The sequence below is a fragment of the Paenibacillus sp. TY11 genome, from assembly GCF_059772165.1.
On sequence record NZ_JCBAIQ010000005.1, the window covers coordinates 209,655 to 227,489 of the forward strand.

The 17,835-nt window shown below is 48.9% G+C and carries 17 protein-coding genes; 13 read left to right on the top strand and 4 right to left on the bottom strand.

The genetic code is table 11. The annotated features are described in order from the left end of the window. Positions 1 to 199 precede the first annotated feature (199 nt). Positions 200 to 859 carry a hypothetical protein gene (locus AC6EJC_RS07325; RefSeq protein WP_444953382.1) on the top strand — a complete coding sequence of 220 codons (660 nt, stop codon included), beginning with the start codon at positions 200 to 202 and terminating at the stop codon, positions 857 to 859. Positions 860 to 976: 117 nt separating this feature from the next. On the opposite strand, the gene AC6EJC_RS07330 is transcribed toward AC6EJC_RS07325, so the two are convergent. Beyond that, the gene (locus AC6EJC_RS07330) at positions 977 to 2,554 is read right to left on the bottom strand and encodes an esterase/lipase family protein (RefSeq protein WP_444953383.1); all 1,578 of its coding nucleotides are present in this window, start codon (positions 2,552 to 2,554) and stop codon (positions 977 to 979) included. Positions 2,555 to 2,750: 196 nt separating this feature from the next. On the opposite strand from AC6EJC_RS07330, the gene AC6EJC_RS07335 reads away from it, so the two are divergent. Further along, a complete protein-coding gene (locus AC6EJC_RS07335; RefSeq protein WP_444953384.1) occupies positions 2,751 to 3,680 on the top strand; it encodes a YhcN/YlaJ family sporulation lipoprotein in 930 nt (309 codons plus the stop codon). Positions 3,681 to 3,786: 106 nt separating this feature from the next. Here the strand turns inward: AC6EJC_RS07335 and nagA are convergent, their stop codons facing one another. The 3 genes from nagA to AC6EJC_RS07350 are packed head-to-tail and all read right to left on the bottom strand — an operon-like array spanning position 3,787 to position 6,601. Continuing rightward, entirely contained in the window at positions 3,787 to 5,007 is a 1,221-nt protein-coding gene (nagA, locus tag AC6EJC_RS07340) for an N-acetylglucosamine-6-phosphate deacetylase (protein WP_444953385.1), read from the bottom strand. Further along, positions 5,004 to 5,732: a glucosamine-6-phosphate deaminase gene (gene nagB / locus AC6EJC_RS07345; protein ID WP_444953386.1), complete on the bottom strand. Its 729-nt coding sequence runs from the start codon at positions 5,730 to 5,732 to the stop codon at positions 5,004 to 5,006. The genes nagA and nagB overlap by 4 nt, the downstream gene beginning before the upstream one ends. Before the next feature lie 2 nt (positions 5,733 to 5,734). Next, positions 5,735 to 6,601 carry a MurR/RpiR family transcriptional regulator gene (locus AC6EJC_RS07350; RefSeq protein WP_444953387.1) on the bottom strand — a complete coding sequence of 289 codons (867 nt, stop codon included), beginning with the start codon at positions 6,599 to 6,601 and terminating at the stop codon, positions 5,735 to 5,737. Between the two features lie 353 nt (positions 6,602 to 6,954). Between AC6EJC_RS07350 and AC6EJC_RS07355 the strand changes: the two genes are divergently transcribed. The 11 genes from AC6EJC_RS07355 to AC6EJC_RS07405 all read left to right on the top strand — a co-directional run bounded on the left by AC6EJC_RS07355 (position 6,955) and on the right by AC6EJC_RS07405 (position 17,799). Continuing rightward, on the top strand, positions 6,955 to 7,233 hold the full coding sequence (locus AC6EJC_RS07355; RefSeq protein ID WP_013311713.1) for an acyl carrier protein: 279 nt from the start codon (positions 6,955 to 6,957) through the stop codon (positions 7,231 to 7,233). Between the two features lie 49 nt (positions 7,234 to 7,282). Beyond that, on the top strand, positions 7,283 to 8,476 hold the full coding sequence (locus AC6EJC_RS07360) for a radical SAM protein (protein ID WP_444953388.1): 1,194 nt from the start codon (positions 7,283 to 7,285) through the stop codon (positions 8,474 to 8,476). Positions 8,477 to 8,531: 55 nt separating this feature from the next. Next, the gene (locus AC6EJC_RS07365; RefSeq protein ID WP_444953389.1) at positions 8,532 to 9,908 is read left to right on the top strand and encodes a preATP grasp domain-containing protein; all 1,377 of its coding nucleotides are present in this window, start codon (positions 8,532 to 8,534) and stop codon (positions 9,906 to 9,908) included. A gap of 17 nt (positions 9,909 to 9,925) precedes the next feature. Further along, complete coding sequence (locus AC6EJC_RS07370) at positions 9,926 to 10,171, top strand: acyl carrier protein (protein ID WP_023990061.1); 246 nt, start codon at positions 9,926 to 9,928, stop codon at positions 10,169 to 10,171. Continuing rightward, complete coding sequence (locus tag AC6EJC_RS07375) at positions 10,164 to 11,282, top strand: hypothetical protein (protein WP_498474395.1); 1,119 nt, start codon at positions 10,164 to 10,166, stop codon at positions 11,280 to 11,282. Before AC6EJC_RS07370 ends, AC6EJC_RS07375 begins: the two co-directional genes overlap by 8 nt. A gap of 71 nt (positions 11,283 to 11,353) precedes the next feature. Next, complete coding sequence (locus tag AC6EJC_RS07380; protein ID WP_444953391.1) at positions 11,354 to 12,346, top strand: ABC transporter ATP-binding protein; 993 nt, start codon at positions 11,354 to 11,356, stop codon at positions 12,344 to 12,346. Beyond that, complete coding sequence (locus tag AC6EJC_RS07385) at positions 12,336 to 13,142, top strand: ABC transporter permease (RefSeq protein ID WP_444953392.1); 807 nt, start codon at positions 12,336 to 12,338, stop codon at positions 13,140 to 13,142. Before AC6EJC_RS07380 ends, AC6EJC_RS07385 begins: the two co-directional genes overlap by 11 nt. 1 nt (position 13,143) lies before the next feature. Next, entirely contained in the window at positions 13,144 to 13,956 is an 813-nt protein-coding gene (locus tag AC6EJC_RS07390) for an ABC transporter permease (RefSeq protein ID WP_103050078.1), read from the top strand. 47 nt (positions 13,957 to 14,003) lie between these two features. Further along, positions 14,004 to 15,536: a hypothetical protein gene (locus tag AC6EJC_RS07395; RefSeq protein WP_444953393.1), complete on the top strand. Its 1,533-nt coding sequence runs from the start codon at positions 14,004 to 14,006 to the stop codon at positions 15,534 to 15,536. A gap of 17 nt (positions 15,537 to 15,553) precedes the next feature. After that, the gene (locus tag AC6EJC_RS07400; RefSeq protein WP_190297871.1) at positions 15,554 to 16,714 is read left to right on the top strand and encodes a UDP-glucuronosyltransferase; all 1,161 of its coding nucleotides are present in this window, start codon (positions 15,554 to 15,556) and stop codon (positions 16,712 to 16,714) included. Continuing rightward, positions 16,711 to 17,799, top strand: a complete 1,089-nt coding sequence (locus tag AC6EJC_RS07405; RefSeq protein WP_444953394.1) for a Gfo/Idh/MocA family protein — start codon at positions 16,711 to 16,713, stop codon at positions 17,797 to 17,799. The genes AC6EJC_RS07400 and AC6EJC_RS07405 overlap by 4 nt, the downstream gene beginning before the upstream one ends. The last annotated feature ends 36 nt before the right edge of the window (positions 17,800 to 17,835 follow it).

The following is a 17,835-nucleotide window of genomic DNA, read 5'->3' on the forward strand; positions in this document are numbered from 1 at the left end:
GCATTTTGCATAAATCCCAAGAGCGTTTTCAAGTCAGCAATATATAGATCGAAACGCTTTAGTTCGTCTATATATTGTACTTACGAGCGTTGGGAATCGAATTATGTAAAATGCTGAAATAGAAAAAGTGGACAATGGATATAGCCTTGTCTATCCTTATCGGTAGGTTTAACTTATTTAACGGAGGACTTATAAGTTTATGAGTGATAACAGGACTTCTTTTGAAAAAAATATGAAGATGTATCCAGTCAACAGTATTCGTTCCAATGTCATCATTCTTGTTTTATTACTGTTAGATCTGTTTTTGATTATCCCCTTAGTGGGAAATCCCTACATTGCAGTTTACGTTTATGTACTGATGCCACCGATTGTTATGATAAACATTTGGGCCCTTGTACTGGTCATCATGCCACGAAAATTGCAGTTGAATTACATTTTATTCCGCGGTGTATTTGGTTTGGTTTGTTCTATTGGCTTTATGATTATGACACAAAAGTTTGCTTATGGCATGTTGGGTCTGGATACTCCATGGTATTTTATAGGTTCTTTTGCCCTTTATGGAGTCGCCTTGTATTACTATATAAAATATGATTTGGCGAAATTCAAAGATCCTTCAAATCATAAGAAAAAACCAAAAGTTAAGAAAAAAAACAAGCGAGAGTCTGTAGTAACTATTACCACATTTACTGGGGCTGGTTATCTGATAGCTAATCTTTCCCTCGGATTTGCTACACAACAATTAGTAGCCACAGTATTGATGAGTGTATACTCTATGCTGGCATTTGTTCTTTTTCATTTTATTATGGAGTTACACCGCTACTATTGGCTTAATAAGCTGAAAAATCAGACAACGGATTGAACACAACGAATGAATTACAAAGTATTTCCTCTATCAAGATGTTTTGCAATGATAAAACAGCCTTCAAACGCCCAAACTATAATGGGTGTTCGCAGGCTTTTTAGGTTGTGGATTTATTTAGTCAACATACTTGTTACCGTCAGCATCAATATAAATGGATTGAACAGCTGTGCGGCGGTACGGATATCCTGCCTCTGTGGTGCCGTTAATTTCATAGGTTATAGAATAAATGCCAGGCTTGTCCGCTTTGGAAAGCTCAATTTGTCCGGTAGGGTTAACGGTTTTTTGCTGTAACGTCAGACCCTTGGATGCAGAAGTGATTCCTTGTTGCGGATCACCGTAATATTGAACCTGATAGGTGACTTGTGTAACGCTGTCCGGGGAGTCCTGTGGTTCCAGATTCAGTTTCGGACCTACTGCATTCAGATTGTATTTCAGCTCAGGAACCTGAACAGCCTGGTAGCGGGCAATCAGGAGATAGGCCCCTTTATCTGGAATCATGGCGTTCAGCTTATACATGCCCGGTTTTGGATTTGTAATAACTGCACTATGATGCCAGGCACCAGCAAAAATTTCGTCATCATAACCTGCATTCAGACTAACAATTTCGCTAGTACCGTCAGGCTTGGTCAGTTCAAGCTTGCTCACACGCTTATCGCTGATCCAGTCCAGTTCAATGGATTTGACACCATTTTCAACAGTGAGGGTTTCTGAGGCTTTTCCATTATAATCGCCGCCTCGGATAAAGTAGGAATTGTCGATTCCACCGTAGGTGGATTGTGAAGCGGAAGCCGTCAAAGAAGATGCTGAAAGTGCTTCAGTTTCTTGATTCAATGCTGGAGTGTTCGCTTGGAGGTAGGGTTGGATCAGGGAGAAGACGTGAGAGCCGGTACGAACTTTGGCATGATTCCAAGGGCCGACTTTGACTATACGTCCACCGGGAAGCTTTGCGTTGTCGACTGTGACCACTCCATCATTCTTGCCAAAGGATGAGAGGTAAAGTCCACCCAGTATGTAGGAAGCGGTGCCGTCAGACCAGTTATCACCAGCAAACGTGAAAAACGGAATTGTAGTCGCGTTGCTGAGTGTATCGGTCTTGGATCGGAAATACTTCATATAAGATGTTTGTAAAGTAGAGGTACCGGGATTCTGTGAGCCGACGATATCTGCCAGCCATCCGGCCCAGCTACTGTAGGCGAGATCTGCAAGTTGTGAGCCATGATGGGGACTGCTGAGGGTGATGACACGTTGTACATAGGGAGCGGCTCCGTTATATACGAGAGCGGTTTGAGTATCCACTCCACCTTTGCTGTGGGCGATGACGATGAGCTTTTTTCCAAAGTGATTACTAATTGCTTTAATTTTGTCGGCTAGAAGCTTACCATTGTCCCACATATCCTGGGATGTACCATTTGTATCGTAAAGATTAACGGTGGCCGTCTGGTATCCGGCGTCACGTGCGTGCTGAAGCATATCGTTGTTATTCTTGGTCCAGACTTCGGCGCTACTGTTCAAACCATGTACAAACAATAGTGCCGGCTTGGCAGGATCAACGCGATCAGGTGGCGGGCCTTCTGCCCAGCTTCCGGCGGGATCTTTCGGGGGTTGGGGTGTAGTGGAGCCTGCAAAAGCGCCGACGGGAACAAGAGCGACAGATAACACAAAAATAAGCATCAAAACGGTGATCTTTTTCAAACTTGAAATCCTCCTTTTTGTAAAATAAAGTATTTTTCAAGCTTATTATACATGCCATCTTGTGGTAAATCATCAATTGTATTTCATATTTACATTAAAATTTTATTTTTTTAGTCATTTTTTAGTCAGGATATCCCTATGATTCATGGCGCATGCTAATCTCGTCACACATTTTATATGTATGGAGGATGAGTTCATGCCAGTAACTAAGAAGGTCATCAGTTTTACGATTTCTGCTGCTTTACTCGCCAGCATGGCTGCTTTGACTGGATGTGGGGAAGCAGATAATCGTAACGTCCGCACGAACAATACCCGTTACAATGCACAGAACACACAGATGGATGGTGTGAACCGTTTCGGGGTCAAGTCCAATGGTATGGACGGAATGCGGCTGAATGAAAATGCCAACGGAAATGGAAACCGTGTCGGTAATCTGCGTGTAGATCGTTCCCTATCTAATCGCATATCTGAGCTGCCGGATGTAAAATCAGCGACGGTACTGGTTGGTGAACGTAATGCCTATGTAGCGGTTTCCTTGAATGATCAAGGAAACGGAACAGGTGTCGGTACTCCGAGCGTCAACGGTACTGAGCGTAACAGGAATGTACCGGGTGTGAATGGTGTGAATGGTGTAAATGGTACTAGAGGGAACCGTACTACGGATACTACAACGCCAGGAATGACTGACAATGGTGTTACCGGGATTGGAACACCTGCGCGTCGTGATGATGGTTTGTTCGGTACGATGGGTACAGGCTCGTACGGTATGTTGCGTGGCTTGACGGACAACAATCGTACAGATAACACTAATACCACAATTGAGGGAGCAAGAACTGCATACGAACCAAGTGATGAAGTCAAGAGCCGTATTGCTAACAAAGTTAAGCAATTTGCACCTTCGATTGAACAGGTGTATGTATCGGCTAACCCGGACTTTATCAAACAAACCACTGACTTTTCACGCAGTGTGCAAAATGGTCGTCCGATCAGAGGCTTGAGCAATGAAATGGTGGATGTGATTGAACGTGTATTCCCGACGTCTGCGGCAGATACAAACCGTCCAATGGAAAATACACCACCCACACGCCCACAAAATTATACGCCCGCGCCGATGAATCATCGCTAATTCAAACCCTATATGTGTGCAATGCCAAAGAAAGAGCTATCCATCTCGGCGAATACGCCTGGTGGATAGCTCTTTGGTTTCGGGGAATTATATAACTATAACTGAATTATTTGCGCAGCCCTTTAATCCACACGCCTTGCAGCTTTAAGTCTGCATCCAGTAAGAGGATGTCTGCTTGTTTACCTGCTTCAAGCGAACCTGTACGATAAGCAATGTTTAGGGATCGAGCCGGATTCAGGCTGGCAATTTGTGATGCCTCGGGAATACTCATGCCTACATGTTGAACCAGATAGCGGAAACCTTCAATCATCGTTAATGTGCTTCCCGCTAATGTGACTCCATCCTCCAATCGTGCTATACTGCCCTGCACGATTACTGGCAAATCGCCGAGCGTATAATGCCCGTCTTCCAGCCCGGTAGCAGACATGGCATCGGTGATGAGAATGAGATTATGATCCTGCTTTAACTTGGCGAGCAGGGAAATGACGGCGGGATGCACATGAATGCCGTCCGCGATGATTTCCGCTTCAATGCGTGGATCAGCGAGTACAGCTCCGGCAGCTCCCGGCTTGCGGTGATGCAGCGGAGTCATGGCATTAAAGGCGTGCACTGCGTGGTTCAGTCCCGCCGTCGCTGCCTGTTCAACCTCTTCATACGTGGCATCCGTATGACCGAGAGCAGCGGTAATGCCATGGCTTCGCAGCCATGCGATTAGCTCCAGCGCGCCTTTTTGTTCGGGCGCAAGCGTGAGCTGACGAACAAGGCCCGGGTAGCGCTGCTCCCATTCTGCCATCCATGCGAGATTCGGTGGCACGATATGTTCCGGGTTTTGCGCTCCCGGCCAGTTCGGACTGATGAATGGCCCTTCCAGATGCACGCCTTCCAACTGAGCATGGGGCATGGGTAGTGCCATGTATGCGTGAACTTCTCTCAATACCCGGTCGATTCGTTCCTTGGGCGCGGTCATGGTGGTAGCCAGCATAGCCGTCGTTCCGTGCGAACTGTGAAAGGAGGTAATCGTATCCAGCACCCTCGGATCGGAGTCCATAAAGTCCTCACCGTTACCGCCGTGAACATGAATATCAATAAAGCCTGGAAGCAGATAGCCTCCTTCCAGACGTACAATTTTTGCTGCTTTCGCTGCGCTTTCTTCCTGATTTGCCAAGACTACTGATGTCCAATCAACGGGCAAATCCTCCTCTGAACCAGCGTATACAATGGATTGTCCCTCAATGATGACAACCCCGTTTTCAATGATGTCATTGCCAACGACGACTTGCCCATACAGTAGCTGGGGTATGTTACCACTCATTTCATCTGACTTCAATTGAACCATCCTCCTGCTTCCTGATCTAGTAAGACAAGCACGTTGGGATGGCATTGCAGCAGGGAAGCCGGACACTCAGTCGTGACGGGTCCAGTTAAAGCCTGCTTTATAATGTCGGCCTTATCCGCACCAAAAGCCACCAGTATAATTTGCTTCGCCTTAAGAATCGTGCCTACTCCCATCGTAACTGCTTGCCGGGGTACAGCATCTATATCGCCAAAAAATCGGGCATTCGCCGAGCGCGTTCTATCTTTCAAATCTACAACATGTGTGGCTCCAGTCAAGCTGTGACCGGGTTCATTAAAGCCGATATGGCCGTTATGACCAATGCCAAGCAATTGGAGATCCACGGGTCCATGATCCAGAATGGCCTGTTCGTGCGCTGCACATTCTGCTGCCAGATCTAGTGCATTCCCGTCAGGGACGCGTGTATGGGACATAGGAATGTCGATATGCTGAAACAAGTGCTCATTCATAAAGCTTCGATAGCTCTGCGGATGTTCTGGGGGAAGACCAACGTATTCATCAAGATTCACGGAATAGGCTCGTGCAAAGCTGACCTGTCCCTTGCGGTACATATCTGCAAGATGTCGGTAAATGCCAATCGGCGTACTACCGGTGGCCAGGCCAAGCATGGCCTGTGGTTTGGACAGCAACAAGCTGGTGATCACAGCGGCGGCAGTAGCGTTCAGGTCTTCACGGCTGTTCAAAATGCGTATGTTCATCTTTAGTGACCCCCTGGTTGTTTTTTGAGCTTGCTCACTTGTTGATATGAACCTTCCAATCTCGGAATATATTTGTCAAAATCCGCGCTTACCATACCTGTAAACAGGATATCTATGATATGAAGCTGGGCGATGCGGGAGGCCATGTCTCCACGTCGCATTCCCTCCTCCAATGAGGAGGAAAAAAGCGCAATATCCGCAAGGCTTGCCAGCGTATTGTTCCCGAAGGAGGTCAGGGATAATGTCTTGGCCCCCTGTTCCTTTGCGCAACGTAGAGCCGCAATTGTTTCCTGGGTTTCCCCTGAATAAGAGACGGCAAAGGCGACATCTTTGGCTCCGAGTGAGGAGGCAGAGGTAATCTGCATGTGCGAATCCGCGAAGGCGGTGCTATTCTTGCCAATACGGATGAGCTTTTGGTAAAAATCCTGCGCCACAATCGAGGATGTCGCCATCCCATAGAGATCAATGCGGCTTGTGGCTGACAGCCATGTAATGGCCTGCTCCAGCTTGTCGAAATCCAGCAGTCGGGTCGTGTCCGCAATGGATGCGGTATGGTTCGCCTGAATAGCCTGCACGATACGTGAAAGTGAATTTCCGGCCACAATGTCCTGATAGGATTCTTCACCATTACGGTTTGAATGGGACAACTCGGCGGCCAGCTTCATTTTGAAATCGGGATAGCCTTTAAAATGCAGTGATTTGCAAAACCGCGTAATGGTCGCCGCACTCACACCACAACGCTCTGACAGCTCCCGAATACCCAGATGCAGCACATTTTCCGGGGATTGCAGGATGGATTCCGCCAGTTTGCGCTCTTGTACGGGAAGCTGCTCCAGTCTGTGGGCTAATGTATGAAGAATGGGGGACATGAGCTATGCTCCTTTGGCTGTAGAGTGTTTGAATGAAAAAAATTTTCTTTTAAATATATAAAATGAAGAAAAACATTTTCGCGTTTATTGTAAAATAATTCTGCCCTTCATGCAAGAGATGTGAGGAGGATTTTTATTCGATTTTACGAAAAAATAGCCTGCGAAAATTGTGGAAATTATCATACATTAATTTACATATTACAAGTTTTATTTACAAAACAACCTATTGACTTGTCTCTTCATTGGAGGAGTATAATTGAATAAAGTTCCAGTGAAGGAATTTTTCTAGGAGCTTTGCAGAGGGCATCATTGGGCGGAACGAACAGAATCTCATTCACAAGGAGGAGTTTGCTATGCAAAGCCAAGTGATTGAAATGATCAGCGCGGTCAAAGAAGATCCTGAACTGGTCGCTAAGCTGGATGGACATTCGGACATTATTCATGATGCGGGACTGGATTCGCTGCAGTTGGTTCATTTCATGCTGCAAGTGGAGGATGCGTTTGATGTGGAAATTGATTTTGATTCCTTTGAGCTAGAGCATTTGAGCTCGGTAGATGCGTTCTGCAGCTACATTCAGGGGATCAGCGATGCGGAACAAGCGCCGCACCTGGAGGGAATGGAGACGGTCTGACGTACAGCTTGGTACATGTGCCTGAAAATCCATTAAACGAGGTGTTAGCATGCAGCCCAAAAGCAATGTGCTGATTGATGAGAAAGCGTTCAAGCTCATCAAGCGCAACCTGAAAAACGCTTCTGTGTCTTACCGTAACGCAACACAGGACCCGGCTTTCAAAACGGACATGCCCCAGACGATCGGTATTAAGCTGACCAACCGCTGCAACCTGAGATGTACACACTGCTTTGAATGGAACGAGGAAGGCTACCATCACCAAATGGATAAAGAAGAGCAAAACATGGATCTTGCTCCAGACATGCTCCGGCAGATTTTGAGTGAAACCAAGGAAGTCAAGTCCCGGCTGTACATGTGGGGCGGTGAACCGATGTTTCATCGGCGTTTTGATGAAATTCTGGACGTGCTAGCGGAAGATCGGCGCGAAATGACCTTTTGTACAAATGGATTACTCATTGATAAATATTTGGACCGGATTTTGGATTTGTCCGAAAATCTGGAGTTGTTAATAGCGATTGAAGGTTTTGAAAGAGAACACGACCTAATTCGCGGTAAAGGCACCTTTCAAAAAACAATGCGGCAGATGGATAAGCTGATTGAACTGCGCGACCAGGGATTGTACAAGGGACGGGTAACTGTCCATGCGGTCATTAACGATAACATGATCGGACGGATGTACGAATTTCTGCAAATGCTGGAGGACAAGAGGCTGGATCTGGTGCTGCTGACGTTCCCCTGGTACATTTCCAAAGAAACCTCCCTCAAAATGGATGAATATTTTACACGTAATTTCTCCTGGCTCCGACAACTTGAAGAAAAAAATATTAGTAGCTGGCATGCTTTCAAATATAAAATCAACCCGGATAACATCGACCCTCTGATGCAGGAATTGCAGCGGATCAATGAGCGGGTATGGAACATTCGCGTGCGCTATCAACCCGGCTTGGATTATGAGGAAATTGATAAATTTATACATGGCGAGGAAATGGTCAGCCGTTGTTCCAATCATTGCTTGGCGCTCACCTCCAGAACGGATATTTTACCGGACGGAAAGGTCATGCCTTGCAAATTTTTCAGCGAGTTCACGATTGGAAGCTTGCGTGAGCACAGTCTGAAGGAAATATGGAATTCGGATGCGTATGAGAAAACCCGTCAAAAGATTAATCATGAAGGATTGACGCCGGTGTGCTCCAAATGCAGCGTATTGTATCTGCACGGGGCAGGCTCTCTGAAATACATTTAGTTTTCTATGGATGTTGTTTGTTACTGGATGGAAGAGAGAGGGATGATGACAAGACGTGACGACTAAAACCATTAACCTTGTGGAAGCGCTTGCTCATGAACGGGATCATGGGGTCCTGATTTGGCTGTTTAATATTGGCGCAGAGCAAGTGTGGCATCCATCCCCCCGTAAGGGGGGCATGGTAGACCGTGATGAACAGCAGGTCGTAAACCGGATGGAGGAAATGAATCTCCTGCTATGCCGAAGTCAGGATGTCATTGTACTTCGGGAACAGCCGGATGAGGCTTTTCTCGACATGCTTCAGCGGTTGGGCTTTAGCCTGCCGCGTATTGAGGTGCCGGAGCCTTCTGATCCGCTAACGCCGATTTCAGAACTGGTGCTGGCGGACGAGGCGCTTTTGGCACGACTACGCACGGTTGCGGATGCAGGCCACAGCAGCGGCGGTGCCAAAGCGTGGCTCGTTCCATATGCGGTCACACCGCAGGAGGAAGCGATTGCGGAGTGTTGCGGGCTGGAGCTGATCGGCGCTCCATCCGCGGTCAGCGCTCAGGTGAATGATAAAATATTCAGCCGCCTGACCGCGCAAAAGCTTGGTTTTGCTGTCAGCGAAGGCGCCGTATGTGCAGACGAATCGGCGATCCGCAGGGAGTGTGCCAGACTAGCTGACTTATCGGATGGACCTGTGAAGCTGATTATCAAGCAGCCGCACGGTGCCTCGGGACAAGGCATGTATATGCTGGACGAGCTGTCCAAGCTGGACACGCTGCTGAGTGTGATGAGGCGCTTTGGCGGCTCGTCGCCATCTTCCGGCGGCTGGCTGGTGGAGCGCTGGCACAATAAGCAGATGGATCTGAACTACCAGCTCTGCATTGACGAGGGCGGTGGTGTGACGATGTTTTCGCTAAAAAGGCAAAACGTGGACGGCACCGTATATATCGGATCTCAAGTGCCGGCTGAGATTGGTGATGCGCTGGAAGAAGAAGTGAGACGTTGCGCCTATCAGCTGGGTACGTATCTCTATTCCATTGGGTACACAGGAATGGCCTCTATTGACGGTTTTGTTGACGAAGAAGGTTTGCTGGTTCCAGTAATTGAGATTAACGGCAGATTTACATTGTCTACCTATATCTCGTTCCTGTCGTCCGTCTTGGGAGAACAGCATAAAACATTGTCCCGTTATTACCGCAACGTTACCGCCACACCCCTCACTTACAGCCGCTTGTGCGGGTTGCTCGCGGAGGAAGGCTTGCTCTATACGCCGGAACGGCCTGAAGGAGTGTTTGTGTATACGGCGGGTACATTATCCGGTATTCCTGTGAAGCGGGGCTATGTGAACCGGATTTTCACACTTATTTTGGCAGACAGCTGGCAGGAAGCCGAAGCTTATGCGCACAAATTGGAAGGTATCATTGCTGGATTAGGATGCTCATAAATTGGAGGGAATCTAGGATGAAAACAGATGTATACCATGTAGTACCCTTGCTGGAAAAGATTTTGAAGCTGGCTCCGGGCGAGCTGGAACAATTGACTCCGGATCAGGATCTGCGAACCTTGGGGCTGAATTCCCTATCCGCTGTTGAATTAATTGTAGAGTTGGAAAATGAGCTTGATATTACGATGGAGGACGACGATTTGGTGCTGGAGCATCTATCTACACTGCAAGGCATTGAGCGTCTGCTGGGCAAATATGCATAAGGGCGCTGAAAAGATAAGACCTATGCAGGAATCCGGTATGGGGACCCGTAATGATTCCGTTGTTGACTATGGTGCTGAAGAAGCAGCAAACGCTCTTCCAGGGAAACATTGTGTATATTCTTCCCTGCGTACTTCATTGCGGAGGTACGGAGTGAACATGGCAGAATCCGAGCTATTCATGCTGTGTGGGAGTATGTGCGCGGAGTATAGTGGAGATTTGAAGCGCTTCGGACCCGAGAAATATCCGGAACAGCTTCAAGAAATGGCGGCCAGTGGTGGACCTGTTATTCAGGTAGAACCGTGGGTCGCTGGTGTCAGCGATGAAACCGACCTGTTGCGGGTACTCACATCAGGCTATGGCACGATGCTGCATACGTCGAGCACCGCTTTAACCTATCACGATGTATATGTGAAAAATTACCCAAGGGGTCATGTGATTGAGTTGTGCGGGTTGGACTTGCAAGAGCGGACGGCACAGGTGAATGATAGCTTCCTGCTCGATTCCTCGGGACATGCCATGACTTATGTGGGCTCGGCCCGGCTCGACGATTTGATGCAGGGCATTATTGAGTATGCATGGCTGGTGGAGCAGCCTGCCCCGCTTTCGCCAAGTGAGTTGCATGCTGCGTGTGCTTACCATATTCGTCAGTATGTGACTGGACACGAAGCCATCTGGAGAGGCGTGCCTTCGTCTAATGAGTCGGAAAATGTTGCAACAGGCAAGCAGATCAAGCGGGGAGATGAGGGTTACCGGGCATTTGTCGGTGACTTCCGCCTGTTGGCAGACATGGAGGATCAGGAGTTTCGGACGTACTGTCATGAAATCTATTACAATCTGCGATTGGGTAGTGCTCTTCATTTGACGGATTACACGGCTGATTATTGCCTGCTGCATCAAGCTACTCTAGGGCCGCAAACACAGCATGTGATTGAATTGGCACAGGCGCTGCACGCGGATTGGCACAAGCTCAATCTGCATATTTACAAAACAGGTCTTCAACTGCGCAAGCATCGGATGCCTGAGATTACGGAACGAGCTCTACATTTGATTGAAAGACAGCGGCATATGCTGGAGGAACTGATGATTTTAGCGGAGCAAGCAGCCGAGTAGTTCAAAGCATTCGGTCGTATCAGGCACGTTCATCCAGGTGTCACGCACAGAGGAAAGAGGAGGGGAATTGATTGCCGTCCATTACATTGAACCAATTGTCGAAAACGTTTACGTACTACAAAAAGGAGCCGGGCGTGCGCAAATCGTTACAAAACCTGTTCAAGCGTGAGAAGCTGACCAAGGAGGCTGTGCAAAATGTCAGCTTCAGCATTGAGGAAGGTGAAATTGTCGGGTTTCTCGGTCCGAATGGGGCGGGCAAAACAACGACGCTCAAAATGCTGTCCGGCATTCTTCATCCCACTGACGGGGAGGCATCGGTACTCGGCTTTACCCCGTGGAAGCGACAAAAAGAGTTTAAACGTCAGTTTTCCATCGTGATGGGACAGAAAAACCAGCTTTGGTGGGATTTGCCTGCAAGCGAGTCGTTTGAGCTGAACAAGCTTATCTATGAAATCGATGAAAATCGTTATAAAGAGGCGCTGGATGAGCTGGTCACTCTGCTTGGGGTAGAGGAGCAGCTTCATGTGCAGGTTCGGCGGCTATCTCTCGGCGAGCGTATGAAAATGGAACTGATCGCCGCGCTTCTGCACCGTCCACGGGTCATTTTGCTGGATGAGCCGACCATCGGACTGGACCTTGTTTCTCAGCGGCGGATTCGTGAGTTTTTCAAAGCCTATAACCGTACGCATCGGACGACCATCCTGCTGACAAGCCACTACATGAAGGACATTGAGGATTTATGCAGTAGATCCATCATTATCAGCGGGGGCAGATTGGTTTATGACGGAGACTTGCACAAAGTGAATGAGGTCATCGGTGCTCGTAAATTGCTCAAGGTTCGACTGGAGACCCCCGTATCTAACCTGACGTTGGCGGGACTCGGCAAACTTCGCTCCAACTCGGAACTGGAGGCAGTATTTGAGCTGGATGCAGAAGATACCTTGGCTTGGTCCAAAAAGATTTTGGATGCACTGCCTGTCGTTGATTTTACGATTGAGGACGTCCCACTGGAAGAGGGGATAGCCAATTTGTACGATGGGGGCAGGCTGGCCGATGCGAAATAACAAATATGTGAAAGTACTCCAGCTTGGCATGCAAAATGAAATGGAGTATCGGGCCAATTACTGGCTCCAGATGGCAGGATTTATGCTGCCGATCATGACGCAAATTTTTCTCTGGCTTGCAGTATTCGGTTCTTCGGGACAAGCAAGAGTGCTGGGCTACTCTCTGTCGGAAATGCTGGTGTATGTGGTTATGGCGGGAGTAACCGGAAAACTGATTGCCACGGGCTTTGAATACGAAATTGCTACAGATATCAAGGAAGGCGGACTGGCAAAATTCATGGTACAGCCTGTGCATTATTTTGCTTACCGTTTTTGCCGATTTATCGGAGGCAAAGTAGTACAGTCCGCAGTAGTGCTGTTGGCGGCTGCTATTCTGCTGTTATGTCTTAGCCTGGAAGGGAAAATTAGCTTCGGGCTGTCGTATATCCTGCTTTACATATTGGCGTTGCCGGGAGCGCTTGTGCTTAATTTTGTGGTCTATTACGCGCTGAGCGGCATAGCCTTTTGGGTGACGGAATCGGCGGGACTATTTTATACGCTCTCGCTTGTCATTTATGTAGCTAGCGGTACCGTATTTCCGCTGACGATTTTTGGAGACGTTTTGGCCCGCTTGTTCAGTTTGCTACCTTTCAGCTATACCGTATTTTTTCCGGTAAATGCGTTGACGGGCAAGCTGACTGTACTGGAAGCCGCTGAAGGCATTGGCGTGCAATGGCTCTGGATTGTAGTGCTGACGGCCGTATCACGCTGGGTGTGGCAAGCCGGGGTCAAACGCTTTGTCTCGGTGGGGGGTTAACATGAAAAATGTTTTCCGAAACGTTGGGCGCTACATCAGACTGTACTGGAAGTTTGTCCAGTTTTCCGTCATGTCGCAGATGGAATATCGTATTAATTTTATAACTGCGTTCCTGGTTGAAACGGCTTATTTGCTCATCAAGCTGCTGTACGCTTCGGTTCCATACCGGGCCGGGACGGACATTAACGGCTGGTCTCCTGACGCCATGCTGTTATATATCGGCGTGTTTACGATGATGAGCGGATTTTACAGTGGATTGTTCTACAGTAATTTTACAAGCCTGCCCGACAAAATTCGTACCGGCTCACTGGATGTGCTCATGACCAAACCGGTGTCGCTGCAATTTATGGTGACACTGCGTCAGTTTGAACTGGGCTATACCGTGCCGAATGTAGTTGGTGGCGGAATTATGACGGGGATCGGCTGGTACCGAGTCGGATTACCGTTTAATTTGGAAACCGTAGGAGGGTTCTCTGTGCTGCTCGGATGCGGAGTACTTACGGCATACTCCGTGTTTTTGCTGCCCCAACTACTGGCCTTCTGGATTATCCGCACGAACGGCATCACGGAGCTGTCCAACAGCATTTTCGAGACGAACTATGTGCCGATGGCCGTGTACAGTAACCTGATTCAGCGTATCGGTTTGTTCGTGCTTCCGGTGTTTGTCATTTGTAATTTCCCGCCCATGTTCATTCTCGGCAAAATGGAACCCGGTTTGATTGTATGGGCATTTCTCGCACCTCTCTGGCTGCTGGCGATCATCCGCTTGATATGGCAATTTGCTCTGCGTGACTATACGAGCGCGAGCCAGTAGCACTACCGTGTAGTAGCTAATATGAAGCAGGAAAGGAAGCGAATCATATGAATGCGATACCGAACCAGCGTCATTTGTATATGGGAACGTTCGAAGCGGAGGTTTACTGGCGAGATGCCCAGTTAGCTTCCCTGCCAGCCCTGCCTGACCGGGCTTCTTCTGCGATAGTAGCGGCCATGGATGAACTGCTGTTCAGCTTTTGCCAGCCGGGAGATGCGTTATTGACCCGTTATGCCATTTCGCCAGTACATCGTCAGTATATCGCGCAGTTGGGCTTTCATCCGGCTGTAAACGAACGGGATTTGACCGATGGAATGGAGCAAGCGGGCAATGTGTCGGCCGCTTCCGTTTTTGAGCTGCTGGGCAGTCGCAAGGCCGATGCCGGAGCGGGTTTTCCTCAACTGGAAGGTTGTGTGCTTAGCCCGTTTGCGGGTTTGCCGCATGTGGAGGAGGCTGCACGGGCCTGGGGAATAACACTGCATCAGCCACCGCTGGAAACGATTCGCAAGGTAAATGCCAAAACCTATTCCTCTGATCTAAAACGCAATCTCGGTTTGCGCAACCCGGGCTATATTGTGACTTCGTTTGCAGATGTGGCAGAGGCGGGGCGTAAGCTTCTGCGGGATGGAAGCTTTTTAATCAAGGATGATTTTGGCGTATCGGGCAAAGGAAACCTGCACATTACCTCGACGCAAATGCTGGACCGGATCGTATCGTATTTGCGTGGACAGGAGCGCAAAGGCAAACGGGTGCTGTTTCTTCTGGAGCCTTTTCTGGAGAAAGAGCAGGATTTTTCATGCCAATTTACGATTGATGATGATGGAAGTGTCGATATCATATCTGTGCAATGGCTGGCTAACACTCAATTCGCCTATCGGGAATCCTTGTCACCGGACGGGGCTTTTTTGGAACGGCTGGAGCGCGAGGGCTATTTTAGCTTAATGCAGGACGTGGGGCGGCAATTGTATCAGGATGGATATTACGGCGATGTTTGCATTGACTCTATGACACTTCGTGGTGGGAAGCTGGAGCCCATTATCGAAATTAATGCCAGAAAGTCGATGAGTTTGATCAAGCATCAGCTCGATACCTTTCTGGCCGGGAAAAATATGCGTGGCACGCTGACGAATTATTCGCTGTCCCATGATGGCAGTCTATGCTATGAAGAACTGCTGGAAGGGCTGAAAGGTGAAGGATTGCTGTTCACAGGTGAACGTGAGGAAGGTGTCATGCCTCTAGGTGCCAATACATTATATGTAAACACAGGTGGACGAGATGGCGAGAACAAGATTGTAGGCCATACAAGCACGCCAAGCAGAAATGCAACCGGGCGCGGAGGCAGATCGTCTGCCAGGCAGGTTCGTGTGAGCGGAATTAGTGCTGGTGATGGTGGATCAGAAGGGAACGGCGTGGGTAAGCCGGACTTGAGTGGTAAAAAAGAAGCTACTGGAAGCGAACGGGCACGAGGCAAGGGTCGTCTTTATTTGGAACTGGTTGCTGCGGGTGATGAAGAGAAAATGCGATTGACTACAAAGCTGGAGCGTTTTTTGGCAGAGCGTCATTTTACAGTGCTGAATTAAACGGGAGGCGTATGAGCATGCGTAAGAGTACGGATAAGCTTATGAAGGTCACGATTTTGTGTTCCGGTTTCGGATTGGGCTTTTATACCCCCGGCTTGTTGTTGCAAGCGGGTCTTCGCAGGCTGGGCGTGGATACGGCGATTCATGTATTTGAAAATGTGCTGCCAGAATCGGCCCGTCTCAAGGTCGATAAAAGCCGCAAAGCTTACCATGACAATTTTGCGGTGGCCTTAATGTCACAAAAGGTTCCGCAGGATATGCGTAATTCACTGGATCTCGCTGCGATGGAAGTGCTGCTGAACCAATGGATGGAGGAGGATCGGCGGTATTTTATATGCTTATCCGGTCATTGGATGTATGTACTGGAGGAGTATCGCAAGCGCAGAGAACCGGAGTCGGTGCATGTGGACATCGTGTACATGGATTCGACACCTTCTCCTTCCTGGAAAAATCTAGCCAAGCATAACCCACGTTTTGCGGATGGCTGTGGAGAAATGACCTTTTTTGAAAATGATAAGAATAGAGTCAGCCACTATATTGATGTACCGGCCGTGGAGTATGTACCGTTTGAAGCACGGCAATCCCGCTTGTTCGTACATGGCGGCGGTTGGGGAATGGGGACATACCGTGACAAGGTTGGACGGCTGGAAGAAGCGGGCTGGGAGCTGGATCTGCTGTTGTATGATCAGGATCAACCGGATGAACAGCGGGATAGTATACGCTATTTTCAGATGGATCCGCAGTGGAGGACATGGCAGCGTAATGAAGCCGGGGAGCATACATTTCCGCCTTTCGGAGAGGTGAAAAAGGGCGAGAAGACAGTGTATCAGGTCGGACCGGATTACCATAACATGCTGGACCAAGCATGTCGTGTCCAGGCCATTGTCAGCAAGCCAGGTGGTGGAAGCCTGACCGATTCGTTCGCTACAGCCACTCCACTCATTATGCTGGAGCCATTTGGTGTGCATGAAAAGCATAATGCAGATCTATGGGAACGGCTGGGACTTGGTATGCGGTACGATACGTGGATACAAACCTATGACGGCAGTGCTCAGATCCTGGAGGATATGCATCGCAGGATCGTAGAGCTGCGTAGTCGAACGCCGCGTTATATAGAGTCCTATGTGAATAGCATCCAAATGCCAGCAGGCTCACCGGGAATGGAGCAGGGGTCATGAACGCTGCCGCCGCTGCGCAAGAGCCTGCGATGCGAGATATTCGCTTTGGGATCATTGGCTGTTCTGCCATTGCTCCCCGTGCGTTGCTGGAACCGATCCGACATGTTGCAGGAGCACGCGTGACCGCGCTTGCGAACCGCACGGTTGCCAAGGCAGGAGAAATGGCAGATCGTTTTGGCGTCAGTGTCGTTTATCGGCATGCTGAGGATATGCTAAAGGACCCGGAGATCGACGCTGTATATATTGCGCTCAGCAACGACTTACATGCCGAGTGGATTGGCAAAGCACTACGGGCTCATAAGCATGTGCTGGTGGAAAAGCCGTTATGCCTGAATACGGCTGATCTGGCTCCCTTGGCAGCGACAGTCGAGCAGAGCAGCGCTTACCTGCTGGAGGGAGTCATGGTACAGCATCACCCTTGGCAGCGTGAGCTGCGAAGGATCGTAGAATCGGGGCGTTATGGTCGTTTATGCTCCATAGAGACGAGTCTATGCATTCCGGCAAAAGAAGGGCATGCGGACAATTACAGATCCCGACCGGAGCAGGGTGGGGGATGCTTTTGGGACTTGGGCGTGTACTGGCTCCAGTTACTTCAGGCCGTCATTGGATTAGAGCAGGCGGAATTCCACAGTCAATCGGATTTCGATGGTCCCCATGGCTGTGACTGGACATTTCGTGCGCAAGCCCTTTATCCGAGTGGATTGGAGGCATCCGCCCTCTTTTCATTTGAGCGGCCTTATCGCTGTGCTCATGTACTGACCTTTGATTCGGCAGTGGTCACCTTGAAGGACTGCTTTCGGGCAAATTTAGGCTTTTATAAAATGACACTCAAGACGGAAATAAAGAAGGATATCGCGGCGAATATAACGGATGCGGACGCACTGCCCGTGTTATCACAGACATCTTTGCAAACCAAAACGGTTTTCGAGCCCATGAACTATTATGTCAATCAGTTGGATGCCTTCTGCAGCATCATCCGGGGGGAAGCGGAGCCCATTCCATTTCACGAGGCAGCCGAGCGTGTCAGACTGCTGGCAGCCATTCATGAAGCAGCACGCTCGGGCGAGACGATCTATGCAGTATGAGTATTATTGCACTTTCGAGCGGTGAAAATCGAATGA

Bases quoted from the DNA above. Each gene is read 5' to 3' on its own strand.
- AC6EJC_RS07325 (WP_444953382.1), top strand. From the start codon at position 200: ATGAGTGATAACAGGACTTCTTTTGAAAAAAATATGAAGATGTATCCA.
- AC6EJC_RS07335 (WP_444953384.1), top strand. From the start codon at position 2,751: ATGCCAGTAACTAAGAAGGTCATCAGTTTTACGATTTCTGCTGCTTTA.
- nagB (WP_444953386.1), bottom strand. From the start codon at position 5,732: ATGAACATACGCATTTTGAACAGCCGTGAAGACCTGAACGCTACTGCC.
- AC6EJC_RS07350 (WP_444953387.1), bottom strand. From the start codon at position 6,601: ATGTCCCCCATTCTTCATACATTAGCCCACAGACTGGAGCAGCTTCCC.
- AC6EJC_RS07355 (WP_013311713.1), top strand. From the start codon at position 6,955: ATGCAAAGCCAAGTGATTGAAATGATCAGCGCGGTCAAAGAAGATCCT.
- AC6EJC_RS07360 (WP_444953388.1), top strand. From the start codon at position 7,283: ATGCAGCCCAAAAGCAATGTGCTGATTGATGAGAAAGCGTTCAAGCTC.
- AC6EJC_RS07370 (WP_023990061.1), top strand. From the start codon at position 9,926: ATGAAAACAGATGTATACCATGTAGTACCCTTGCTGGAAAAGATTTTG.
- AC6EJC_RS07375 (WP_498474395.1), top strand. From the start codon at position 10,164: ATGCATAAGGGCGCTGAAAAGATAAGACCTATGCAGGAATCCGGTATG.
- AC6EJC_RS07385 (WP_444953392.1), top strand. From the start codon at position 12,336: ATGCGAAATAACAAATATGTGAAAGTACTCCAGCTTGGCATGCAAAAT.
- AC6EJC_RS07390 (WP_103050078.1), top strand. From the start codon at position 13,144: ATGAAAAATGTTTTCCGAAACGTTGGGCGCTACATCAGACTGTACTGG.
- AC6EJC_RS07395 (WP_444953393.1), top strand. From the start codon at position 14,004: ATGAATGCGATACCGAACCAGCGTCATTTGTATATGGGAACGTTCGAA.
- AC6EJC_RS07400 (WP_190297871.1), top strand. From the start codon at position 15,554: ATGCGTAAGAGTACGGATAAGCTTATGAAGGTCACGATTTTGTGTTCC.
- AC6EJC_RS07405 (WP_444953394.1), top strand. From the start codon at position 16,711: ATGAACGCTGCCGCCGCTGCGCAAGAGCCTGCGATGCGAGATATTCGC.